General features: G+C 55.8%; 23 protein-coding genes and 2 tRNA genes. 14 read left to right on the top strand and 11 right to left on the bottom strand.

Annotation, left to right across the window (positions count from 1 at the left end; all coding sequences use genetic code 11):
* Positions 1-29 precede the first annotated feature (29 nt).
* The 5 genes from sufC to ACL2XG_RS03295 all read left to right on the top strand — a co-directional run bounded on the left by sufC (position 30) and on the right by ACL2XG_RS03295 (position 5,082).
* On the top strand, positions 30-776 hold the full coding sequence (gene sufC, locus ACL2XG_RS03275; RefSeq protein WP_410015013.1) for a Fe-S cluster assembly ATPase SufC: 747 nt from the start codon (positions 30-32) through the stop codon (positions 774-776).
* The gene (gene sufD, locus ACL2XG_RS03280) at positions 751-2,052 is read left to right on the top strand and encodes a Fe-S cluster assembly protein SufD (RefSeq protein WP_413722899.1); all 1,302 of its coding nucleotides are present in this window, start codon (positions 751-753) and stop codon (positions 2,050-2,052) included. Before sufC ends, sufD begins: the two co-directional genes overlap by 26 nt.
* Positions 2,036-3,262, top strand: coding sequence for a cysteine desulfurase SufS (gene sufS, locus ACL2XG_RS03285; RefSeq protein ID WP_413722898.1), 1,227 nt, complete (start codon positions 2,036-2,038; stop codon positions 3,260-3,262). The genes sufD and sufS overlap by 17 nt, the downstream gene beginning before the upstream one ends.
* A gap of 25 nt (positions 3,263-3,287) precedes the next feature.
* The gene (sufE, locus tag ACL2XG_RS03290; protein ID WP_410015016.1) at positions 3,288-3,701 is read left to right on the top strand and encodes a cysteine desulfuration protein SufE; all 414 of its coding nucleotides are present in this window, start codon (positions 3,288-3,290) and stop codon (positions 3,699-3,701) included.
* 310 nt (positions 3,702-4,011) lie between these two features.
* Positions 4,012-5,082, top strand: a complete 1,071-nt coding sequence (locus tag ACL2XG_RS03295) for a L,D-transpeptidase family protein (protein ID WP_410015017.1) — start codon at positions 4,012-4,014, stop codon at positions 5,080-5,082.
* 301 nt (positions 5,083-5,383) lie between these two features.
* Here the strand turns inward: ACL2XG_RS03295 and ACL2XG_RS03300 are convergent, their stop codons facing one another.
* The 5 genes from ACL2XG_RS03300 to ACL2XG_RS03320 all read right to left on the bottom strand — a co-directional run bounded on the left by ACL2XG_RS03300 (position 5,384) and on the right by ACL2XG_RS03320 (position 9,639).
* Positions 5,384-5,623: a major outer membrane lipoprotein gene (locus ACL2XG_RS03300; protein ID WP_410015018.1), complete on the bottom strand. Its 240-nt coding sequence runs from the start codon at positions 5,621-5,623 to the stop codon at positions 5,384-5,386.
* Positions 5,624-5,964: 341 nt separating this feature from the next.
* Positions 5,965-7,377, bottom strand: coding sequence for a pyruvate kinase PykF (gene pykF, locus ACL2XG_RS03305; protein ID WP_410015019.1), 1,413 nt, complete (start codon positions 7,375-7,377; stop codon positions 5,965-5,967).
* Between the two features lie 576 nt (positions 7,378-7,953).
* Positions 7,954-8,030, bottom strand: a tRNA-Val gene (locus ACL2XG_RS03310).
* 8 nt (positions 8,031-8,038) lie between these two features.
* Positions 8,039-8,115: transfer RNA gene (locus ACL2XG_RS03315), tRNA-Val, on the bottom strand.
* A gap of 150 nt (positions 8,116-8,265) precedes the next feature.
* Entirely contained in the window at positions 8,266-9,639 is a 1,374-nt protein-coding gene (locus tag ACL2XG_RS03320) for an MATE family efflux transporter (RefSeq protein ID WP_410015020.1), read from the bottom strand.
* Between the two features lie 205 nt (positions 9,640-9,844).
* On the opposite strand from ACL2XG_RS03320, the gene ACL2XG_RS03325 reads away from it, so the two are divergent.
* Positions 9,845-10,486, top strand: a complete 642-nt coding sequence (locus ACL2XG_RS03325; RefSeq protein ID WP_410015021.1) for a riboflavin synthase subunit alpha — start codon at positions 9,845-9,847, stop codon at positions 10,484-10,486.
* 253 nt (positions 10,487-10,739) lie between these two features.
* Here the strand turns inward: ACL2XG_RS03325 and cfa are convergent, their stop codons facing one another.
* Together cfa and purR are read right to left on the bottom strand one after the other, a co-directional pair.
* Complete coding sequence (cfa, locus tag ACL2XG_RS03330) at positions 10,740-11,891, bottom strand: cyclopropane fatty acyl phospholipid synthase (RefSeq protein ID WP_413722897.1); 1,152 nt, start codon at positions 11,889-11,891, stop codon at positions 10,740-10,742.
* Positions 11,892-12,336: 445 nt separating this feature from the next.
* The gene (purR, locus tag ACL2XG_RS03335) at positions 12,337-13,353 is read right to left on the bottom strand and encodes an HTH-type transcriptional repressor PurR (protein WP_410015023.1); all 1,017 of its coding nucleotides are present in this window, start codon (positions 13,351-13,353) and stop codon (positions 12,337-12,339) included.
* 237 nt (positions 13,354-13,590) lie between these two features.
* On the opposite strand from purR, the gene ACL2XG_RS03340 reads away from it, so the two are divergent.
* Complete coding sequence (locus ACL2XG_RS03340; RefSeq protein WP_162365808.1) at positions 13,591-13,680, top strand: YnhF family membrane protein; 90 nt, start codon at positions 13,591-13,593, stop codon at positions 13,678-13,680.
* A gap of 63 nt (positions 13,681-13,743) precedes the next feature.
* Here ACL2XG_RS03340 and ACL2XG_RS03345 read toward each other — a convergent pair whose 3' ends face one another.
* A complete protein-coding gene (locus ACL2XG_RS03345) occupies positions 13,744-14,637 on the bottom strand; it encodes an NlpC/P60 family protein (protein ID WP_413722896.1) in 894 nt (297 codons plus the stop codon).
* 411 nt (positions 14,638-15,048) lie between these two features.
* Between ACL2XG_RS03345 and ACL2XG_RS03350 the strand changes: the two genes are divergently transcribed.
* The gene (locus ACL2XG_RS03350; RefSeq protein WP_410015025.1) at positions 15,049-15,396 is read left to right on the top strand and encodes a Grx4 family monothiol glutaredoxin; all 348 of its coding nucleotides are present in this window, start codon (positions 15,049-15,051) and stop codon (positions 15,394-15,396) included.
* Positions 15,397-15,469: 73 nt separating this feature from the next.
* Here ACL2XG_RS03350 and rnt read toward each other — a convergent pair whose 3' ends face one another.
* Both rnt and gloA read right to left on the bottom strand, forming a co-directional pair.
* Entirely contained in the window at positions 15,470-16,135 is a 666-nt protein-coding gene (rnt, locus tag ACL2XG_RS03355; protein ID WP_410015026.1) for a ribonuclease T, read from the bottom strand.
* 119 nt (positions 16,136-16,254) lie between these two features.
* Positions 16,255-16,662, bottom strand: a complete 408-nt coding sequence (gene gloA / locus ACL2XG_RS03360; protein WP_413722895.1) for a lactoylglutathione lyase — start codon at positions 16,660-16,662, stop codon at positions 16,255-16,257.
* Between the two features lie 225 nt (positions 16,663-16,887).
* On the opposite strand from gloA, the gene ACL2XG_RS03365 reads away from it, so the two are divergent.
* A complete protein-coding gene (locus ACL2XG_RS03365) occupies positions 16,888-17,133 on the top strand; it encodes a DUF1289 domain-containing protein (RefSeq protein WP_410015028.1) in 246 nt (81 codons plus the stop codon).
* 574 nt (positions 17,134-17,707) lie between these two features.
* Positions 17,708-18,142, top strand: coding sequence for a transcriptional regulator SlyA (gene slyA / locus ACL2XG_RS03370; protein ID WP_162365814.1), 435 nt, complete (start codon positions 17,708-17,710; stop codon positions 18,140-18,142).
* Positions 18,143-18,254: 112 nt separating this feature from the next.
* Here the strand turns inward: slyA and slyB are convergent, their stop codons facing one another.
* Complete coding sequence (slyB, locus tag ACL2XG_RS03375; RefSeq protein ID WP_410015029.1) at positions 18,255-18,722, bottom strand: outer membrane lipoprotein SlyB; 468 nt, start codon at positions 18,720-18,722, stop codon at positions 18,255-18,257.
* Between the two features lie 331 nt (positions 18,723-19,053).
* Here slyB and anmK point away from each other — a divergent pair, with 331 nt between their 5' ends.
* The 4 genes from anmK (at position 19,054) to tyrS (ending at position 22,677) form a co-directional block, all read left to right on the top strand.
* Entirely contained in the window at positions 19,054-20,157 is a 1,104-nt protein-coding gene (gene anmK / locus ACL2XG_RS03380) for an anhydro-N-acetylmuramic acid kinase (RefSeq protein WP_410015030.1), read from the top strand.
* A gap of 148 nt (positions 20,158-20,305) precedes the next feature.
* Entirely contained in the window at positions 20,306-20,614 is a 309-nt protein-coding gene (locus ACL2XG_RS03385) for an MliC family protein (RefSeq protein WP_410015031.1), read from the top strand.
* Between the two features lie 72 nt (positions 20,615-20,686).
* On the top strand, positions 20,687-21,337 hold the full coding sequence (pdxH, locus tag ACL2XG_RS03390; protein ID WP_413722894.1) for a pyridoxamine 5'-phosphate oxidase: 651 nt from the start codon (positions 20,687-20,689) through the stop codon (positions 21,335-21,337).
* 65 nt (positions 21,338-21,402) lie between these two features.
* Positions 21,403-22,677 carry a tyrosine--tRNA ligase gene (gene tyrS, locus ACL2XG_RS03395; RefSeq protein WP_410015033.1) on the top strand — a complete coding sequence of 425 codons (1,275 nt, stop codon included), beginning with the start codon at positions 21,403-21,405 and terminating at the stop codon, positions 22,675-22,677.
* The last annotated feature ends 41 nt before the right edge of the window (positions 22,678-22,718 follow it).

Below are 22,718 nucleotides of genomic sequence, written 5' to 3' on the forward strand. Positions count from 1 at the left end.
CGCACCGAAAGTCGGGTAAAGGAAAAAATATGTTAACAGTTCGCAATTTAAACGTCAGTGTGGAAGATAACGTCATCCTCAAGGGAGTGAACCTGGAAGTCAGGCCCGGCGAGGTGCATGCGATCATGGGACCTAACGGGTCCGGCAAAAGTACCTTGTCGGCCACGCTTGCCGGGCGGGATGACTATCAGGTCACCGACGGCGAAGTGCTGTTCAAAGGCAAGGATCTGCTGGCGCTGGAGCCGGAAGAGCGGGCGGGCGAAGGTATTTTCATGGCCTTCCAGTATCCGGTGGAGATTCCCGGCGTCAGCAATCAGTTCTTTTTGCAGACCGCGGTGAACGCGGTGCGTAAATACCGGCAGCAAGAACCCCTGGACCGCTTTGATTTTGCCGATTTTATCGAAGAAAAAATCGCCTTGTTGAAAATGCCCCCCGATCTGCTGACCCGATCGGTAAACGTCGGCTTTTCCGGCGGTGAAAAAAAACGTAACGATATTCTGCAAATGGCGGCGCTGGAGCCGGACCTGTGCATCCTGGACGAGACCGATTCCGGGCTGGATATCGATGCGCTGAAAGTGGTGGCGCACGGCGTCAATACGCTGCGCAATGAACAGCGCTCTTTTATTATCGTCACCCATTACCAACGTATTCTGGATTATATAAAACCGGATCACGTGCACGTGCTTTACCAGGGCCGCATCGTAAAATCCGGCGATTTTTCCCTGGTGAAACAGCTTGAGGAGCAAGGCTATGGCTGGCTTACCGAACAACAATAATGCCCAGGCGTTGCAACAATGGCACCATCTGTTCGAAGGGCAGAGCCTGAGCCGCTCCGCCCAGGCTTATGAACACTGGCAAAGCGTCGAGCGCCTCGGCCTGCCGACGCGTAAACACGAACACTGGAAATACACGCCGCTGGACGGCCTGTTAGCGCACCGATTCGCCTTTGCGGCGGGCAAACGCCTTAGCCTGGATGAGCGCGACCGGCTGAGTCTGGATCTGGATGCCGTGCGCCTGGTGTTCGTCAACGGCCGTTTTGCGCCGCATCTGAGCGATAGCGACACCGGCTTCTGGCAGGTGACAGTCGAGCAGGGCGCCGAACGCCTGCCGTTGCCGGCGCCCATCCAGCCGGAAATCTTCCTGCACCTGACCGAGAGCCTGAGTTGCGAAACCACGCGCATTCGCCTTCCGGCGGGTAAAACGGCCGAAAAACCGCTGTATCTGCTGCACCTGAGCAGTGGCGGGTCGAACCCGGAAGAATTGAATACGCTGCACTATCGCCACCATATCGATGTGGGCGGCGGCGCGCAGGGACAGATTATCGAGCATTTCGCAAGCGTCGACGAAACCCTGGCCCATTTCACCGGGTCGCGGTTGACGCTGGCGGTAGGCGATAATGCCCGGTTGGCGCATATCAAGCTGGCGTTTGAAAACCGTGTGAGCTACCACTTCGCCCATAACGATATCCATATCGGCCGCGACGCGGTGGTGCGCAGCAGCAGCTTCCTGCTGGGGGCGGGGTTGGCCCGCCACCAGACCAGCGCCCGCCTCGACGGCGAAGGCGCCGATCTGGCTATCAACAGCCTGCTGTTGCCGTCGGGCAACGACGTGGCGGATACCCGTACCTATCTTGAACATAATAAAGGCTATTGCCTGAGCCGCCAGCTCCATAAGATCATCGCGCGCGAGCGTGGCAAAGGGGTCTTTAACGGCCTGATCAAAGTGGCCAAACACGCCATCAAGACCGACGGCCAGATGACCAATAACAATCTGCTGATGGATCGCCTCGCCGAGGTGGATACCAAACCGCAGCTGGAAATTTATGCCGACGACGTGAAATGCAGCCACGGCGCCACCGTGGGGCGCATCGACGAAGAGCAGATGTTCTACCTGCGATCCCGGGGCATTAAACGGGAGGATGCTGAAAAAATGATTATCCATGCCTTCGCCGCCGCCATTACCGAGGCGATTGATAACCAGACGGTGCGGGAAACGGTCTTGACGCGTATTGCCGATTCATTGCAGGGGGGAATAAATGTCGTATCCCATTGAACGTGTACGGTCGGATTTCCCGATTTTGGCGCGGCAGGTTAACGGACAACCGCTAACCTATCTCGACAGCGCCGCCAGCGCCCAGAAACCCAGTGTCGTCATCGATGCCGAAAGTGACTATTACCGCCAGGGATACGCCGCCGTGCATCGCGGCATCCACACCCTGAGCGCCGAAGCCACCGGCCGGATGGAAGATGTCCGCGCCCAGGCCGCGCGTTTTATCAACGCGGCCTCGACGGATGAAATCATTTTTGTCAAAGGCACCACCGAAGGCATCAACCTGGTGGCCAACAGCTACGGACGCCATTTTTTCAAGCCCGGCGACAACCTCGTCATCACCGAGATGGAGCATCACTCCAATATCGTTCCCTGGCAGATTATCGCCGGGGAAAAACAGGTGGAAATCCGGGTATTGCCGCTGCTGCCCGACGGCACGCTGGACGAATCGCGCCTGGATGCGCTGGTGGACGACCGTACCCGGCTGCTGGCGATCACCCAGGTTTCCAACGTGTTGGGCACGGTGAACCCGCTTGAGCGCCTGATCGCCCGGGCGCGGGCCGCCGCCGCCGATCTGGTGGTGCTGGTGGACGGCGCCCAGGGCATTATGCACCAGAAAGTGGATGTGCAGGCGCTGGGCTGCGATTTCTACGTCTTTTCCGGCCATAAGATCTACGGTCCCACCGGCATCGGCATACTGTATGGCAAAAAACAGCTGCTGGACCTGATGCCGCCATGGGAAGGGGGCGGTTCGATGATTCGCACCGTCAGCCTGAGCGAAGGCACCACCTTTCTGGAAGCGCCGTGGCGCTTTGAGGCGGGCTCCCCCAATACCGGCGGGATGATGGGGCTGGGCGCGGCGCTGAGCTATGTGGAGAGCCTGGGCATCGAGAATATCCACGTCTACGAGCGGGAACTGATGCGCTACGCGCTTGAGGCGCTGACGCAGGTGCCGGATCTGATCCTGTACGGTCCCGCCGACCGGGCCGGGGTGATCGCCTTTAATCTGGGCAAGCATCATGCCTACGACGTGGGCAGTTTCCTCGATCAGTATGGGATCGCCATCCGTACCGGGCACCATTGCGCAATGCCGCTGATGGCGTATTATCAGGTGCCTAGCATGTGCCGCGCCTCGCTGGCGCTCTATACCACCCGGGAAGATATCGACAGGCTGGTGGCCGGTTTGATCCGCGTGCGTCAATTGCTGGGTTAATACTGATAGCCAGGGAGAACCGTTGATGGCAAATTTGCCGGACAAAGAGAAACTGCTGCGTAACTTTTCCCGCTGCGGCAACTGGGAAGAGAAGTACATGTATATCATCGAGCTGGGCGCTCAGTTGCCGCCGCTCCCCGAGGGCGCGCGCAGCGCCGCAAACCTTATCGCCGGCTGCCAGAGCCAGGTATGGATTGTTATCGCCACCGACGACCGGGGCAATGTCCGGCTGCTGGGCGACAGCGACGCGGCCATTGTCAAAGGCCTGATCGCCACGGTGTTTATTCTTTACCAGGGATTGACGCCGCAGCAGGTCGTGGCGCTGGACGTGCGGCCATTTTTTAACGAACTGGCGCTCGGCCAGCATTTGACGCCGTCCCGCTCGCAGGGCCTGGAAGCCATGGTGCGCAGCATCAGGGCCAAGGCTGCTAACCTGTAATACCCATTGCCGCCGTCTTCTTGTGAGCCAGAATCGCGCGCCTGAGGGGGCGCCTTCTTCGCGATCACGCCCATCCCCGCCCGCAACACCGCATTGCCTGCCGCCCAGATAACACCCGGGCGCAAGGTGTGCTTGCCGCTGCGCTTAACCCGCCATCATTTTGTTCCTTTGCTAAACTCACATTATCAGCGTTATCTGATAGCGAGCGCGAGGTTTGGCTGTTAAACGTGGAGCCGGACCCCGGACTGTCGCCGCCGCGACAACGGAACAGGGTCTTCGGCTTACGATAAAAACAATGCGGGAAATCAATATGAACTATGCGCGGACCCTTAAATGCTTCGCTTTCGTTACCAGCCTCGCCGGGGGACTTCTGCTGGGGAGCTCCTCCGCCGGCGCCACCGAATATGCCCTGCCGGCGGAAAACAGCCGTTTAATCGGGGAAAATATTACCGCCACCGTCGCCAATGACGGCGGTTCGCTGGAAGCCATCGCCGCGGCGCACAAAATCGGCCTGCTTGCCATGCTGGAGGCCAATCCGGGCACGGACCCTTATCTGCCCCAGGCCGGGTCGGTCCTGACCATACCGACGCAAATGCTGCTGCCGGACACCCCGCGCAAAGGCATTGTCATCAACCTGGCCGAGCTGCGGCTTTATTATTATCCAAAAGACGAAAACAAGGTGATCGTTTATCCGATTGGCATCGGCCAGTTGGGACGCACCACGCCGGTGATGACCACCACCATTACCCAGAAAATCGCCAATCCTACCTGGACGCCGACGCCCAATATCCGCAAGCATTACCTGGAAGAGCAGGGCATCACCCTGCCGGCCGTCGTGCCGGCGGGGCCGGACAATCCCATGGGGCTGTTCGCCCTGCGCCTGGCGGCCGGCAAAGGGGTCTATCTCATCCATGGCACCAATGCCAATTTTGGTATCGGCATGCGCGTCAGCTCGGGGTGCATGCGGCTGCGGCCCGATGATATCCAGGCCTTATTCGACACAGTGCCGGTGGGAACCCGGGTACAGGTGGTCAACGATGCGATCAAGGTGGCCCAGGAACCGGATGGCAAACGGTATATTGAGGTCCATCAGCCGCTGTCGCGCAACGATCGCGACGATCCGCAGACGATGCGCATCGCCTACAGCGCCAAGGTGAAGAAATTCCTCGCCGATGGCGCTACCGACCGCGCCGTGGCCGACGAGGCCATCGCGCGCCGTTCCGGCATGCCGGTGCTGATTTCCAGCGGTGAGGCGCAAACCAGCCTGCCATCCGACGCGCCGGCGGTGCAAAGCGCTAAAGCACCGGTTAAGGCCGCGCCTGTCGCCAGCATCACTCAAAATGGCCCTGGTGCGGGCGACAGCGCGCTGTCGACACAATAAGGCCTCCGAGTCCACCGGCGGCATTAACGGCCCGTCGCCGGCGGCACAGAGATGATTTCAGCGGGTATGGGCGGGGGACCGACGCCGTACACCTGGAGTGCGGTGAAAACCGGCCTGTGCGCCGCGCCAAGTGAATCCCCAGGATGACGCAGAACCGGAAAGGTAGCGCCGGGCGCCAAGAAACGGGTGGCATGGCTGGCGGAAGGCGGCGAGGGGAAGATACGGGGGCTGTGCGTACAGTTTCTCAGGCAAAAAAAATGGCGCACGTGAGTGCGCCATTTTCTAAACAAGTCTATGACTCTTATTTACGATAAGAGTGAGCTTGGTTATCTAAACGTTGGTTAGCACGGGCAGCGTCGTCTTTAGCGGCCTGAACGTCAGAACGAATAGCGGTAACATCGTTGCTGAGCTGGTCAACTTTCGCGTTCAGGGTTTGAACGTCAGAGGACAGCTGATCGATTTTAGCGTTGCTTGAACAGGCAGTCATACCCATAGATAAAACAAGAAGTGTCGCGCCCAGTACCAGTTTAGTACGATTCATTATTAATACCCTCTAGATTGAGTTAATCTCCATGTAGCATTACAAGTATTACACAAAGTATTTTCTAAGGAGAACAATTTTTAGCAATAAAGCGATTAAATTCGATTGAATGCTCAAAGAAACACCTTGTTTTACAGGGAGGTTAAAAAAAAAGGATAAACCATCACCTTCCATAAGAAAACTCCGATTAAGTCGGGGTAAAAACCAGGCCCTTTTTGTGCTATTGCGATAGAATTATTGCACGCCGTCGGAGCGGTACAACAGAATTACCGGGCGCGGCATTCTCTGCGGGCAAAAAAAAGCCTCCGGCAAGCCGGAGGCGCAGGTGGGTAAACCCGGATTTACAGCAGATGAACGGACGCAGTATTGGTCGTGCCGCTCGGTACCAGGGCACCGGACACCATGACGATGATCTCGCCTTTTTTAGCCAAGCCGGTTTCGATGGCCATGGCTTTGCCGATGCGGTAGAAATCATCGGTAGAGGCGATTTCATCCACCAATTGGCAGGTTACGCCTTTGGACAGCAGCAGCTGGCGCGCGGTAATGGCATTGGTGGTCAGCGCCAGGATTTCCGCCTTAGGGAAGTATTTACGCACCGCTTTGGCGGATTTGCCGCCTTCGGTCGCCACGACAATCAGCGGGGCTTCCAGCTTTTCGGCTGTTTCCACCGCGCCGCGACATACGGCTTCGGTGATACGCAGTTTGCGGCTGTCGTTAATGCTGTCGATGCGGCTGGGCATGACGCGGTCGGTACGATCGCAGATGGTGGCCATGATGGTCACGGCTTCCAACGGATATTTCCCCTTGGCGCTTTCACCGGACAGCATTACGGCATCGGTGCCGTCGATGATGGCGTTGGCCACGTCGCCGGCTTCAGCGCGGGTCGGGCGGGGATTCTTGATCATGGAATCGAGCATTTGGGTGGCGGTAATGACCACTTTACGTGCGCGGTTACATTTTTCGATCATCATCTTCTGGGCAAAGATCACTTCTTCCACCGGTATTTCCACACCCAGGTCGCCACGGGCAACCATGATGCCGTCGGAGGCTTCCAGAATCTCGTCAAAATTGTTCAGGCCTTCCTGATTTTCAATCTTGGAGATGATCTGGATATGTTCGCCGCCATGCTGTTTCAGGTGTTCACGAATTTCCAGGACATCGGAGCGTTTACGGATGAACGAGGCGGCGATGAAGTCCACGCCCTGTTCGCAGCCGAAGATTAAATCGCCTTTGTCTTTCTCCGCCAGCGCCGGCAGGGCGATGGAAACGCCCGGCAGGTTAACGCCTTTGTTTTCGCCCAGGTCGCCGTTGTTTAACACCTTGCAGACCACGGTGGTATCGGTAACGTCGATAACTTCCATGCCCAGCAGGCCGTCATCCACCAGCACGGTATTGCCGACCGACAGGTCCTTGGCAAAGCCCGGGTAGGTGACCGCGACGCGTTCTTTGGTGCCGACTACCGTCTGGTCGGTGGTGAACGTAAAGGTCTGGCCGGCGGTAAGGGAAACATCGTTGCCGTTTTCCAGTTTCATGGTACGGATTTCCGGCCCTTTGGTATCGAGCAGGATGGCGGCTTTCTTGCCGGTTTCCTGCAGGATGGCGCGCAGGTTGGTAATGCGGTTGCCGTGTTCTTCAAAGTCGCCGTGGGAGAAATTAAGGCGCATGACGTTCATGCCCGCGTTCAGCAGCTTTGACAGCATTTCTTTCGATTCAGTTTTTGGACCGATGGTACAAACGATTTTTGTCTTTTTCATAACAATGATATCTGCAAGTTGTGTTGGATGATAAATCTGATATATCGCCGGTGAATATCGACGACGAAAAATTGTGCAGCCTTGCGAGCCTGTTCCCCATGTTCAAGGATAGGAGACAAAAGTGAGAAAATGATGAAAATATAGCTAAATTATCTGGCCGAACGTGCCGGCAAGCGGTAGTGGATAAGTCTGTTTTAATTAGTATTTGGCAAATCAACGGGGCTTAAGCCATTCAATTGAAATAACGTTTTGTATTATAGTTATTGGGCCGGCGGAAACAAGATAAAAACAGCACAAATAATGCGTAAGCCGTGAAAAAGAGTGCATTTGTGGTAAATATGCAAATTTTTAGTATCAAGTGTTGCGCAGATGCACAATAAAATCGGTAACCGGTGCGCAACAATGGACGTAAATACCAGCAACAGATAACAATAACGCCATGAGGGATTAACACCACGGGATCTCGGATGTTTGTTTTGCCGGCCGCTTTTAGGTTGACGTAACGGAGAGAAAAAAAGAAGAAAATGCAGGTAACTGCGTTCACCAGCGGGGTACAGACCAGGGAGAAAAATAATATGGTGCGTCCGAGTGGACTCGAACCACCGACCCCCACCATGTCAAGGTGGTGCTCTAACCAGCTGAGCTACGGACGCACAAGAAGTGGTGCGTTCTAATGGACTCGAACCATCGACCCCCACCATGTCAAGGTGGTGCTCTAACCAGCTGAGCTAAGAACGCATTTTACACATCGCCATCTGCCTGACAGCGGGACGAATATTAACGGGCAATATCACCGCATGCAAGAGGAAAAAGCGTTTTTTACCGCCCGCGACCGACAACTGCCCATCTAATACACAGCGTGCCGGTTTTTTAACCGCCAGGGCGCCGTCAGCGCGCCGCCCGATTGAGAATCAGCCGTGAGGGCTGGCGCTGCAGCCAAAGCATACGCAGCGTCATCAGCAGTGCCGCCGACGTCAGGCCGATGATAAAGCCTGTCCAGAAACCGCTCGGCCCCATGGCCGGCACGACATAATCCGTCAGCGCCAGCACATATCCGCACGGCAGGCCCAGCAACCAGTAGGCGGTAAACGTAATGAAAAAAATCGAACGGGTGTCTTTGTATCCGCGCAGCACGCCGTTGCCAATCACCTGGATCGAATCGGAGATCTGGTAGATGGCCGCCAGCGCCATCAGATGGGAGGCCATCGCCACCACCGCCGGCGTATCGTTATACAGCCGGGCGATTTCCACCCGGTACAGGAAAGTGCATACCGCGGTCACGCAGGCCAGCATAACGCCCATGCCCAGGCTGGTCCAGGCGGCGACCCGCGCTTGTTCCACATCGTTTTGCCCCAGGCGGAATCCGACGCGGATCGTGGCGGCGACGCCCATCGACAGCGGCAGCACGAACATCAGGGAGCTGAAGTTCAAGGCTATTTGATGTCCCGCCACCGCGACGATGCCAAGCGGCGTCACCAGCAGGGCAACCACGGCGAACAGGGTCACTTCAAAGAACAGCGACAGGGCGACGGGTAGACCCAGGCCTGCCAGCCGACGCAACGCCGTCCAGTCGGGCCGGGAAAACCCGCCCGGCAGATGAAGATCCTGAAAGCTGCCGGCCCGGCGCATATAAAGCCACATCACCACATACATGAGCCAGTAGACGGACGCGGTGGCGATGCCGCACCCCACGCCGCCCATGGCCGGGATGCCGAATTTGCCGTAGATGAAAATGTAATTGATGGGCACGTTGGCAAGCAGGCCGAGAAAACCGATCGCCATACCGGGCTTGGTTTTGGACAGACCGTCGCATTGGCAACGCAGCACCTGGAAAAACAAATAGCCGGGCGCGCCCCACAGCAGGTAATGCAGGTAGGCGACAGCTTTTTGCGCCAGCACGGGATCGACATGGCGCATTCTCTCGATGACCAGGCGGCAGTTATACAGCACCGCCATAACCAAAATCGCCGCGGCCGCCGCCAGCCAGAATCCCTGGCGTACCTGATGGGCGATACGTTCGCGCCGCCCGGACCCGTTCAACTGCGCGATAACCGGCGTGAGGGCCAGGATCAGACCGTGGCCGAACAGGATGGTGGGCAGCCAGATGGACGTGCCGACGGCAACCGCCGCCATATCCGTCGCGCTGACGGAGCCGGACATGATGGTATCGACCACGCCCATCGACGTTTGGGCTATTTGCGCGAAAATAACCGGTATGGCCAGGGACATTAATGTACGCGCTTCCAGGAAGTACTTCTGCACGTAGGCACCTATGGTTTTATGTGTATGGAATAAGCAGGCGAAAGTTAACATAAAGGTTAAAAATCTGCGGCATAGTGTAAAGCATTTGTCCGGTTATACCAGTGCGGGACGACACAAATCCGTGCGGCGGCGGATTTGGATTTCCTGGGGAAATCGTGCACACTAGCCTGACTGATTCCAGCGGTGGTTTACAGAGGCCAAGGTTATGTTTACGGGTATTGTTCAGGGCACCGCGCCCATTGTGGCAATTGAAGAAAAAGCGAATTTTCGCACGCATTTCGTTTCCCTGCCGGCGGCGATGTTGTCCGGTCTGGAGGAGGGCGCCTCCGTGGCGCACAACGGCTGTTGCCTGACGGTGAGCGGCATTAACGGCGACGTGGTGGCGTTTGATTTGATGAAAGAGACGCTGCGGGTGACCAATCTGGGCGATCTGCAGGTGGGGGATGAGGTGAACGTAGAACGCGCCGCCACCTTTAACGCCGAGATCGGCGGACATGTGATGTCCGGGCATATCATGTGCACTGCCGAGATTGTGAAAATCGTGACGTCGGAAAATAATCGGCAGATTTGGTTCAGAATGCCGGACAAAGCGCTGATGAAATATGTCCTGTATAAAGGATATATCGGCATCGACGGCATCAGCCTGACTATCGGCGAGGTGGCGGCCGATAAATTTTGCGTGCATTTAATACCGGAAACCCTGATGCGCACCACGTTGGGTAAAAAAAGGCTGGGGCAGCGGATCAATATTGAAATCGATCCCCAGACCCAGGCGGTGGTGGATACGGTGGAGCGTGTGCTGGCGCAGCGGGAAGCGGCGATTGCCGCGACGTTAAATACCCTTTAACACGCTTGTCTTGAGTGCGGTGTTGGCGGGCCTAGCGTGCCATGGGGCACTCTGGCGGCCAGGAGATGGCCGCTTCGACCCCATCGGCGCGCTCTCCCTTTAACACGCCTGTCTTGAGTGCGGTGTTAAAGGGCCTGGCGTGCCATGGGCCACTCTGGCGGCCAGGAGATGGCCGCATCGCCCCCATCGGCGCGCTCTCCCTTTACCACGCCTGTCTTGAGTGCGGTGTTAAAGGGCCTGGCGTGCCATGGTATTAACGGGGTACGCGAATACCGCCATCCACGCCTTCCGGGCTGAATAATACCTGCCATAAATGGATATTGCGCGCGCGGAATGCCCCCGCGCAGGCATTCAGGTAATAACTGAACATACGGTAAAAACGGTCGGAGTATTTGTTGGACAGCGCCGGCCAGGCGGCGACAAAACGTTCATACCAGGCCATGAGCGTTTTGTCGTAATCAGAGCCGAAGTTATGCCAGTCTTCCATAACAAAATGCTTTTCGCTGGCATGGGCAATCTGCTGTACCGACGGCAGGCAGCCGTTAGGAAAAATATACTTATTTATCCACGGGTCGACATTCATATCGGTGATATTCGAGCCGATGGTGTGCAGCAGGAACAGACCGTCGCGTTTCAGGTTGCGATCGATAACGTCGAAATAGGTGGCGTAATTCTTGGGGCCTACGTGTTCGAACATGCCGACTGAAACAATACGGTCAAATTGCATATCCAGATCGCGATAGTCCTGCAGCAAAATGGTGACATCCAGTCCCTCGCAGCGCGTTTGCGCCAGCTTTTGCTGCTCGGCAGAGATAGTGACGCCCTGTACCGATACGCCATAATTCCTGGCCGCGTAGGCGGCAAGCCCGCCCCAGCCGCAGCCCACGTCCAGCAGCGTCAGGCCGGGTCGCAGCTGCAGTTTTTCGCAAATCATCTTCAGCTTATCCTGCTGGGCTTCCTCGAGGGTGGTCGCCTGTTTCCAGTAGCCGCAGGAATATTGCATATAGGGATCGAGCATCTTTTCAAACAGATCGTTACCCAAATCGTAATGTTCTTTGCCCACGATCCAGGCCCGCTTTCGCGACTGGAGGTTCATCAGCCGGGCGGCGGCAATGCGTAAGGTATCTTTTAAATGATGCGGAAGTTTATTCTCCAGACCCGCCCTGAGAACACGCTGGAAAAAAATGTCCAGCCGCTCACACTCCCACCAGCCATCCATGTAACTCTCGCCCAATCCCAAAGATCCATCCTGCAATACGCGCTTAAAAAATCCCGGATTCTTGATTCGGATATCAAATGGTCTTGAACCATTGAGTTCAATACCGGCTTCAGAGAGCAATTCATGGACGATACGGTACCAATCATTATCATGAAAGCTCAGGTCTTCAACGCACGAGGAACTCATAGCTTCTCCATCACCTTTCTTCTGCAGTGCCCCGTCAGGAAAAGCACTCACCATGCCTGCGGGCTTTATAAGAATCCACGGTTATCCGTGGTGTCTGAAGTATCACCATCAACAGAGGAATATAAAGTAAACCTTAGACTGCGACTTAGCCGGGCGCTTTATAAAAGGGTGATGTCATGTTGGAAAACACGACATACTTTTATACAAATTTATTAGACAACTCGTTATAATTGTTAACGATATTGAGTATAAGCCTGCATTTTAATTTAGACAATAGCTAACGCGCTAATGTATTTCCCATTATAACTTAATGATTTCTCGCTGAAACAATAACTCTTTGCACAGAGATCATTATATGAAAAATCTTGTGTCCGAGGCGGACGGCGCTTTACATAGCAACAGACCCTGGAGGCGCCAGCCCGTTGCCCGGGCCTGGCGCGTGGCCTTAAGCGGGGAAGGGACCGTCTGCGACCGAACGGCGTTCAATCAGCGACGGATGGACTTCGATGGTTTTGGCGTTCTCGCGTTTGCTGGTAATCCTATCGAGCAGCATGGTAAGCGCCGCCTCGCCCAAATCCTCTTTAGGCTGATGGATGGTGGTCAGCGCCGGGCTGAAAAAGCACGAATTGCGCACGTTGTCGTAGCCGATGATAGAAATATCCTCGGGTACGCTCAGGCCCATTTCATTAATGGCGCACAGTGCGCCCATGGCCATAATGTCGCCGCCGCAGAAGACCGCGGTGGGACGCGGCGTTTGCGCCAGGATTTGTTTCATCGCCAGGTAGCCGGATTCAGGCTCGAAATTGCCTTGCACAATCCAGCGGTCGTTTAACGGGATGCCGGCCTCCGCCATGGCATGCAGATAGCCGCGGTGGCGGCCGCCGCCGGTGTTGCGCGCCAGCTGTCCGGGAATGGCGCCGATGGCGCGATGGCCGCGTTTAAGCAAATATTGCGTCGCCATATAACCGCCGGCAAAGGCGTTATCGATAATGGTGTCGGTAAAATCACGGCGGGCCTCACCCCAATCCATGACCACCATGGGGATATGCTGATATTCCTCAAGCATATCCAGCAGCGTTTCGGGATACTCGGCGCACATCACCAGCAGGCCGTCGACGCGCTTTTGCGCCAGCATCGCCAGATAGGCGCGCTGTTTTTCGAGATCATTGTGCGAATTGCACAATATCAGGGTATAACCGCGAGCAAAGCAATGGTGCTCAATCGCCTCGATAATTTCGGCGAAATAGGGCGCCTCGCTGGTGCTGGCGAGCAGGCCGATGGACTTGGTGCGATTGACCTTCAGGCTGCGCGCCACGGCGCTGGGTGAATAATGCAGTTGTTTAATGGCGTCCAGCACGGCAATTTGAGTGTCTTGCGCAACAAAACGGGTTTTATTGATCACATGCGAAACGGTGGTTGTCGATACATTAGCGCGTTTTGCCACATCTTTAATGGTTGCCATGCCTTTGATACTCCCGTACGCCCTGGCTGGAATAATGTCTGTCGAAGGCGCAAGCACTTTCCGACGCTGTGGAATTAACCGTTAATTTTCGTTCATCCCGCGCCAAAGTGAAAGTGTTAAATGTGGCGGCTACAGGTTGGGAGCAAGCTTTTTCATCGCTGTTATGGCAAACTGACGATAACTGCTCTGCGGGCCGGTGGATAAGGCCGGCGCCCTGGTTTACGTTAAGGAGATAGAATGGACAGCGATTTAAAAATGTCGTTACTGACCACGGTGTTCTCGCTGCTGGTGATTATTGTCTTCAGCTTTACCGCCGTCATGAACTGACACCCTCTCGGTTCAGATATAAAAAAGAGGAGCCTTGGCTCCTCTTTTTTTTCCGGCGCGCCTTCAGCGGATATTTTTCGGCGTGACCACCCGGCGGGCGCCCACGTAATGATCCTGCCAATAATCCTCACTCAGATAGCTGATACGGATATCGCTGCCGGTGCGGGGCGACTGGATAAAGCGACCATTGCCAAGATAGACGCCGACGTGATCCGCCGCGCCGCGATTGGAAATATGGAAAAAGACCAGGTCGCCGCTTTCCAACTCGTCTTTCTTAACCGGCGCTGCGTCGCGCAGGTGGTACATTTCGTTGGCGGTGCGCGGCATATGGATGCGTACCACATCCTTGTAGGCATAATAAATCAGGCCGCTGCAGTCAAAGCCGGTATTAGGCGACATGCCGCCCCAACGGTAAGGCTTGCCCATTTGGGAGAGGAGTTTATTCATGGCGGTAAGCTTGGCGGTCTGGTAGCGTTTCTTATGGCTCTCGCTCATCTTTATCGGCTGATCGTTGGCCACCAGTTCTACCGCCGCCTGATCTTTTATCATCCGGTGCCGGCCGTAACCTTTTTTATAGCCTTTTTTCGGCGGAGTGAAGGAGGCTATTTTTTTCGTCGCCGTGGTTTTTGATGCCTTGGCAAGAGGGGAGGTTTTGCTTTTCTTCGCGCCGGTTTTCACCACCGCGGGTTCCAAAGGCCGTTTCACGCCGGCTTTTTCATGCGCCGGTTCCGGCGATTTTTTAATGCTGGCTTTTTCACTGACGGCGGGCGCGCTGGCGACAGGTTTGCTTTTCTTGGCTATTTTTACCGGTTTGCGTTTGCGCCGGTCACCGGTTTTTGCCGCCGCTGCCTGGAATTTGCGCTGATCGGCATTGACGCCGGCGCTCGGCGCGGCATGTGCCAGGTTCAAAAACAACTGGGTAAAAAGCAACACAAAAAGCGTAAAGCATAAACGCATGATAAACGCTATCCTTATGTGGCCCAAAATAGGGGGTTATCAACACCTCACAGGAATTTAAGCTATTTACCTCGTCATTGCATCATCAATTCACTACTTATTGTGTATAAACGTGAATAAGTTCGATTTTGCTGCATTTAACAGCGTTCAGCGGCGCTTTATTCAACATATTTTGAGGGTGTGCACCGAATGTTTCAGCCCGTTTTGTTCGGCGGCAGGGGGTAAAAGCCGCTACAGTGATAGTATTGCCTGTCCTACGTGGGCGGGCCGGGAGTGAATTGACGCGCCTTTACCGCGCGGGCCGGCAAAAAAACGTTTATTTGTTTAGCCGGTAGTGGCTAAAATGAAGAGACTGCGTGTAATCCCGCACAGTGCAGATAAGGCCAGATGCTGGCTTGAGGAAGCGAGACAATGACGACGATTGAAAAAATTCAGCAGCAGATAGCTGAGAACCCGATTCTTCTTTATATGAAAGGCTCGCCAAAATTGCCCGGCTGCGGTTTTTCCGCACAGGCAGTACAGGCGCTTTCCGCCTGTGGTGAGCGTTTCGCGTATGTGGATGTCCTGCAAAATCCCGATATTCGCGCCGAGTTGCCGAAATTCGCCAACTGGCCGACCTTCCCACAGCTGTGGGTGGACGGCGAACTGGTCGGCGGCTGCGATATCATTATCGAAATGTATCAGCACGGCGAGTTGCAACCGTTGATCAAAGAGACCGCGGTAAAATACAACTCCCAGGAAAACCAGACCCCTTCCTGAGTTCTCCGGGACGCCTGCGGATAACCCCCGCCCCTTGCGGCGGGGGTTTTTAACCGCCGGACGCAAGCATCGGCTAGGCGTGCTCGCCGGCGGCAGGCTCGCCGACGGGGGGAACAGGCCAGCCGCCGAGACGTTTCCAGCGATTAACCAGCTCACAAAATAATTCAGCGGTGCGTTCGGTGTCATAGAGCGCGGAATGCGCCTGGCCGGCGTCAAATTCGATGCCTCCGGCCGCGCAGGCTTTGGCCAACACCGTCTGGCCCAGCACCAGCCCGCTGAGAGCAGCGGTGTCGAAGGTGGCAAACGGATGGAAAGGATTACGCTTTAATGCCGCCCGTCCGGCCGCCGCCATAAGAAATCCGTGGTCGAACCCGGCATTGTGCGCGACGATAATCGCGCGGTTGCAGCCCCGATCCTTAATGCCTTTGCGCACCATTTTGAAAATTTCATGCAGCGCCTCGTACTCGCTCACCGCGCCGCGCAGCGGGTTGGTCGGGTCGATACCGTTAAAGGCCAGGGCTTCCGGCTGCAGTTGCGCGCCGGGAAAAGGCTCGACATGGAAATGCAGGCATTGGTCGGTGACCAGCCAGCCTTCATCGTCCATGTTGAGGGTGACGGCGGCGATTTCGAGCAAGGCGTCGGTTGCGGCGTTAAAGCCCGCGGATTCAATATCGATTACCACTGGATAAAAGCCGCGAAAACGGCCGCGAAGGGTATTTACATCATCAAGTTCAGCCATGCCTGTTCTTAATTTTTAAGGAAAACAGCCCGCATTATGGCAAATTTTAGCGCCGGATGCATGGCGAATCCGCTCCCTTCTCCCCAGGATAGCGGATTTGGCGGGGCCGGGCTGGTACTTTATTTGCCCAGGCCCTTGCCGGCATGTTTTTGTTCAATCAGCTCGATTTTATAACCATCGGGATCTTCGATAAAAGCGATAACCGTCGTGCCGCCCTTGACCGGTCCCGCTTCGCGGGTCACCTTGCCGCCGGCCTGGCGAATGCGGTCGCAGGTAGCGGCCACATCGTCAACCCCGAGCGCGATATGGCCATAGGCGGTGCCCAGCTCGTAGCTATCGACGCCCCAGTTATAGGTCAATTCAATCACCGCGCCTTCCGTCTCCTCGGTGTAGCCGACAAAGGCCAGGGTGTATTTGTACTCCGTATTTTCGCTGGTGCGCAGTAGGCGCATTCCCAGTATTTTTGTATAAAAATCAATTGATTGCTGTAAATCGGTAACGCGGAGCATGGTATGAAGCAGGCGCATGATATCCTCTATAGACAATGACGACGGTTTATCCATCGCCTTTGGTGAGATCGTGGTTTAACAGTATATCCCAGACCTTCGGCGCGGTGGAGGAGAAATACTCCTGCCTTGCTTGCCCTGGCGGCCGGAGAACCGCGCGATTTCCCCCGGGCAAGCGATTTTTGCCGTCATAAGCTTGCCAGCCGGTGAAATAACGTCTTCAATAAAAGTTAAACAGGAGGGCACGTGCCGGAACAGCTTGAGTTTTTCATCATAACCAGTCCTTGCCGCGGCGTCTGCCAATCCGATGACCGTGGCTTTTGCCGTGGCTGCCTGCGCTCCCGCCAGGAACGTTTCGACTGGATCACGATGAACGACGGCCAAAAGCGCGAAGTGCTGCGGCTATGTCATCAACGCTACCTGCGCCAGCTGCGGGCCGGCAAGAGCACGCCCGCAGAACCCGCAGGTCCGGAACAGCCCTCGCTTTTTTAACACCCCGCAGGCGTGCAACCTTATTCCACTGAGTATCTTGAACGTCGGGATGGCGATTATCACAACCCCGGCACTCATAGTTAATTATTAATATGCACGCTAATAACTTGTTATTTATATATTGTTATTACATTATTAGACCGAATACATGACATAATGATATTTGTTATGTCTTCATTTAACTTAAATTAACAATAAATCACGATGAATGACAATAATAGTGATACAGTCATGAATAATCCGCTTGGCATACTATAGGCGTTGATGTGAGAATGCCTGGGCAACCAGTGCCAGGGACGGATTATATGAGGTTTCCAACGCTTACCCTATACTAAGCGGAAAGTTTTACGCAATGAAGGGCCGCAACCCTCGTCAAGGCTGACGACCGGCAAGGAGTAATGCGCTCAGCGGTGCTGTCCCATATTTCAAAGGAACAACATGGGTATTACATCTAGCTCAACTTAACTTCAACCTTATTCATATATATATATATTTGTAATTTGCCATTCCACCCATTAGAATGGATGGGAATCCAGGGAACAAGCTTAATCAGCTTAATTATAAGGAGAGAGAATTGGAATCGCCATTAGGATCTGATTTGGCGCGACTTGTTCGTGTTTGGCGCGCTTTGATTGACCATCGCTTAAAACCGCTAGAACTGACACAAACGCATTGGATCACGTTGCATAATATCTGCCAGCTTCCGCCGGAGCAGTCGCAAATTCAGTTGGCAAAGGCTATCGGCATTGAGCAGCCCTCATTGGTTCGAACGCTTGATCAGCTTGAAGAGAAAAAGCTGATCACTCGCCATACCTGTGCGAACGATCGGCGGGCGAAACGTATTAAATTGACGGAGTCCGCAGAGCCCATCATCAAAGAAGTGAACCATGTCATCAATAGTACCCGGGATGAAATCCTGACGGGTATTTCAGAGCAGGAGATTCATTTTCTGAGTAATATGATTGCACGGCTGGAGAAGAATATCCTCGAGCTTTATAATAAGTCCTGACATAGCGTGGTTCAACGACATGTTCTCTATAAAAAACCGGCAAATAGCGCCGGTTTTTTTATGCCAAGGTCTTTCGCCTGCGCCGCTGCGTTATGCGGCGGCGGGGCGGTAATTAACGCGGAGAAACCGTCACGTTGCGCCCGTTGCTGGCGATAGCCACGCGTTGTCCTACGCTGAACCGCGTATTTCCTTGTTTTTGCACCACCATGATAGTATTGCCGTCGTCTTTGCGCACTTCAAGTTCCACGCCCTGCGAACGGCTGGCGGCGCTGGTGACGCCCTGGCCCGCCACGCCGCCCGCCACCGCGCCGGCGGCCGTAGCCAGGTTGCGGCCGGTGCCGCCGCCGAGGGTATTGCCGAGGAACCCGCCCAAGACCGCGCCGCCGATGGCGCCGATAACGTTTGAATCCTCTCCGCCCTGGATTTGTACCGGCCTTACGCCTACCAGCGTACCGTACGTCACGCTTTGTACCTGTTTAGCCTCATTGGCGGAATAGACATCACCGGAAAGACTGTTGTTGCTGGCACAGCCCGCCAGCGTCAATCCAGCCAGGGTGACCACGAGCAAACGTTTCATCATTGAAAAACTCCTGTTATACGCCGTTCGTCAAGGCAAACCGAGACAGAACAAATGCCAATGTTGTTGCAATCGTCAATAGTATCTGTTTCCAGGCGCTACTTCGATAGCCTACTGTAGTCGATAATATTGTAGAATTCATAAACAATGAATCAACAGACCTCTTTTCTTAATTATAGCAATGATTTTAACGCTAAGCTTTTGCCCGCCAGGTTATTTTATTGTAACAACTTCCAAAATTTGACGGCTTTTCATAGCCTGATTCATCAAACCTGTTTAACGTAGACATCCGGAATCGATAAATGAAATTTTTGCGAAGGAAAAGGGCAGGCCAATGAGAACAGGTCGCTATGTAGGCGTAATGTCCGGAACCAGCCTTGACGGCGTGGATGTGGTGCTTGCCGCCATCGACGAGCATACCGTGGCGCAGCAATACAGTTACGGGCATCCCATACCACAGGAGCTCAAACACCAAATTCTGGCCATATGCCAGGGACAATCCGTGACCTTGTCACAGGTGGGGCAATTGGATACCCGCCTGGGCATACTTTTCAGCGAGGCGGTGCTGGCCATGCTAGAGAGCGCCGGCGTGGCGGCGCACGAGATCACCGCCATCGGCAACCATGGACAAACCGTCTGGCATCAGCCGGACGCCGAGGCGCCCTGCACGATGCAAATCGGCGACAATAATCGCATCGCCGCCCTGACCGGCATTACCACCGTGGGGGATTTCCGCCGCCGCGATATGGCCTTCGGCGGCCAGGGCGCGCCGTTGGTGCCCGGTTTCCACCACGCGTTGCTGGCGCATCCCGGCGAGCGGCGCATGGTGCTCAATATCGGCGGCATTGCCAATCTGTCGTTATTGCTGCCCGGCCAACCGATCCGCGGCTACGACACCGGTCCCGGCAATATCCTGATGGATGCCTGGGCCTGGCGCCACCAGGCCGTTCCTTACGATAAGGATGCGGTCTGGGCCCTGGGGGGCAAGGTGCACCAGGGGCTGCTGCAGCAGTTGCTGGCGGACGGTTATTTTGCCCAGCCGGCGCCGAAAAGCACCGGCAGGGAATATTTTAACCTTGGCTGGCTGACGTATCAGCTCACCCATTTCGTGCCGATACCGCCCCGGGATGTGCAGGCGACGCTGCTGGAATTAACGGCCATGAGCATTGCGGAACAAGTGCTGCTATCGGGCGGCTGCGAACGTCTTCTGGTCTGCGGCGGCGGGGCGCGCAATCCGCTGCTGATGGCCCGGCTGTCCGCGCTGTTGCCCGGTATGGAGGTCAGTTCCACCGATAAATACGGCGTGAGCGGCGATGATATGGAAGCCCTGGCCTTTGCCTGGCTGGCCTTTCGCACTTTATCGGGTTTGCCGGGCAATCTGCCGTCGGTTACCGGCGCCAGCAGGGAAACGCTGCTGGGGGCCATTTATCCGGTATAAAGGTTTGCGTCCCCGCCGCCGCGCTTTTCAGACAGGTCCGCTTCAGCGGCGCGGCCGGGTTGATTAAGGTGGCCAGGAGCCGCGGCACGACGCGCGGCCCGGACGACCTATCCCGCCGCATGACGGCGGCGTAAACCAAGGGGAAACTATGATTAATCGGCTTATTATATTTGCCTGTGTGATTACCGTTACCGCCTGTAGCCAGTTCAATCGCGGCCCGGGCGAGCAAACGCTGCGTTATCAATGCGGCACCACGCCGCTGACGGTACGCCAACGCACGGAACCGGCGCAGGTCAGTTTTATTCTCGACGGCAAACAGCTTAACCTGCCGCAGGTGATGTCCGCCTCCGGGACGCGCTATAGCGATGGGCACTATACGTTCTGGTCGAAAGGCCCGAACGCGTTTGTCGAACGCGAAGGTAAAGTCATCATAAACGACTGTATTATCGCCGGTTGAACGGTGCTAAATGATTGAGATTTTTAGCCACGCGGCGCACAATAACGCCCTGGCCCGACGCAGAATATCACTATGACTGAACAAAAAATCGATATCGCCGCTTTGCGCCGCGAATATACCCGCGGGGGCTTGCGGCGCGCGGATCTGACGTCTGAACCGCTGACTCTGTTTGAGCGCTGGCTGCAACAGGCCTGCGAGGCGCAGCTTCCCGACCCCACCGCGATGTGCGCGGCGACGGTGGATGAACACGGCCAGCCCTATCAGCGCATGGTGCTGCTCAAGCATTTCGACAGCCGCGGCATGGTGTTTTACACCAACCTCGGCAGCCGCAAGGCCGGGCACCTGGCGCATAACTCCCGCATCAGCCTGCATTTTCCCTGGCATGCGCTCGAACGCCAGGTCATGGTGCTGGGACGCGCCGAGCGATTGTCGCTGGTGGAAGTGATGAAATATTTTCACAGCCGGCCCAAAGACAGCCAAATCGGTGCCTGGGTTTCCCGTCAATCCAGCCGGATATCCGCGCGCGGGGTGTTGGAAAGCAAATTTCTCGAGTTAAAGCAGAAATTTCAGCAGGGTGAAGTGCCGTTGCCCAGTTTTTGGGGGGGATACCGGGTGAATATTGATACAATGGAATTCTGGCAGGGTGGCGAGCACCGGCTCCATGACCGGTTTATCTACCAGCGCCGGGACGAGGGATGGGCGATAGACCGTCTGGCGCCCTGACGCCGCCGGCACATGACTTTAGGGTGCCTGGGCACCGATACTTACAGCAATAATGGAGTTTTTTGATGGCAAGCAGCAACCTGATACAACAATTGCAAGAGCGGGGCCTGATTGCCCAGGTCACGGATGAGGCCGCGCTGTCCGAGCGCCTGGCTCAGGGGCCGCTGTCGCTGTATTGCGGTTTCGATCCGACCGCCGATAGCTTGCACTTGGGACATCTGGTGCCACTATTGTGCCTGAAGCGTTTTCAACTGGCCGGCCACCGTCCCGTGGCGCTGGTGGGCGGCGCCACGGGACTTATCGGCGATCCGAGTTTCAAGGCCGTCGAACGTAAATTAAATACCGCCGAAACGGTGCAGGAATGGGTGGATAAAATCAAGCGCCAGGTGTCACCGTTTCTGGATTTTGACTGCGGCGAAAACAGCGCCGTGGCCGCCAACAACTACGACTGGTTCGGCAGCATGAATGTGTTGACCTTCCTGCGTGACATCGGCAAGCATTTCTCGGTTAACCAGATGATCAACAAGGAAGCGGTCAAGCAGCGGCTTAACCGCGACGACAGCGGCATCTCCTTTACCGAATTCTCCTACAACCTGCTGCAGGGGTATGACTTCACGTCGCTGAACAAGCAATACGGCGTCGAGCTGCAGATCGGCGGGTCGGATCAGTGGGGTAATATTACCTCCGGCATCGACCTGACCCGGCGCATGAACCAGAAGCAGGTTTACGGCTTGACCGTGCCGCTTATCACCAAAGCGGACGGCACCAAATTCGGCAAGACCGAAGGCGGGGCGATATGGCTGGATCCCGCCAAGACCAGCCCGTATAAATTCTATCAGTTCTGGATTAACACCGCCGACGCGGATGTCTACCGCTTCCTGAAGTTCTTCACCTTTATGCCCATGGAAGAGATTAACGCCCTGGAAGAGGAAGACCGTAACACCGACGGCGCGCCGCGCGCGCAGTATGTCTTGGCGCAGGCGGTGACCCGGATGGTGCACGGCGAAGCCGGGCTGGCGGCGGCGGTGCGGATTACCGACAGCCTGTTTTCCGGCTCACTGCAGGCCCTGACGGCCAACGATCTGGCGCAACTGGCGCAGGACGGCATGCCCACCATCGCCCTGAGCGACGGCGCGGATCTGCAGCAGGCGCTGGTGGATGCGGGACTGGTGCCGTCCCGGGGCCAGGCCAGAACCCTGATCGGCTCTAATGCCATCGCGGTGAATGGCGAAAAACAATCTTCGGCGGAGTATGTCTTCAGCGCCGCCGATCGCTTGTATGGGCGTTATACCTTGCTGCGCCGCGGCAAGAAAAACTACTGCCTGATCCGCTGGGAATGATTTTTATAACTGCTACAGGAGGCCGCCGGCCTCCTGCTTTG

It is taken from the genome of Sodalis sp. RH24 (assembly GCF_047324145.1).
In the GTDB taxonomy this organism is placed as follows: Bacteria; Pseudomonadota; Gammaproteobacteria; order Enterobacterales; family Enterobacteriaceae; genus Acerihabitans.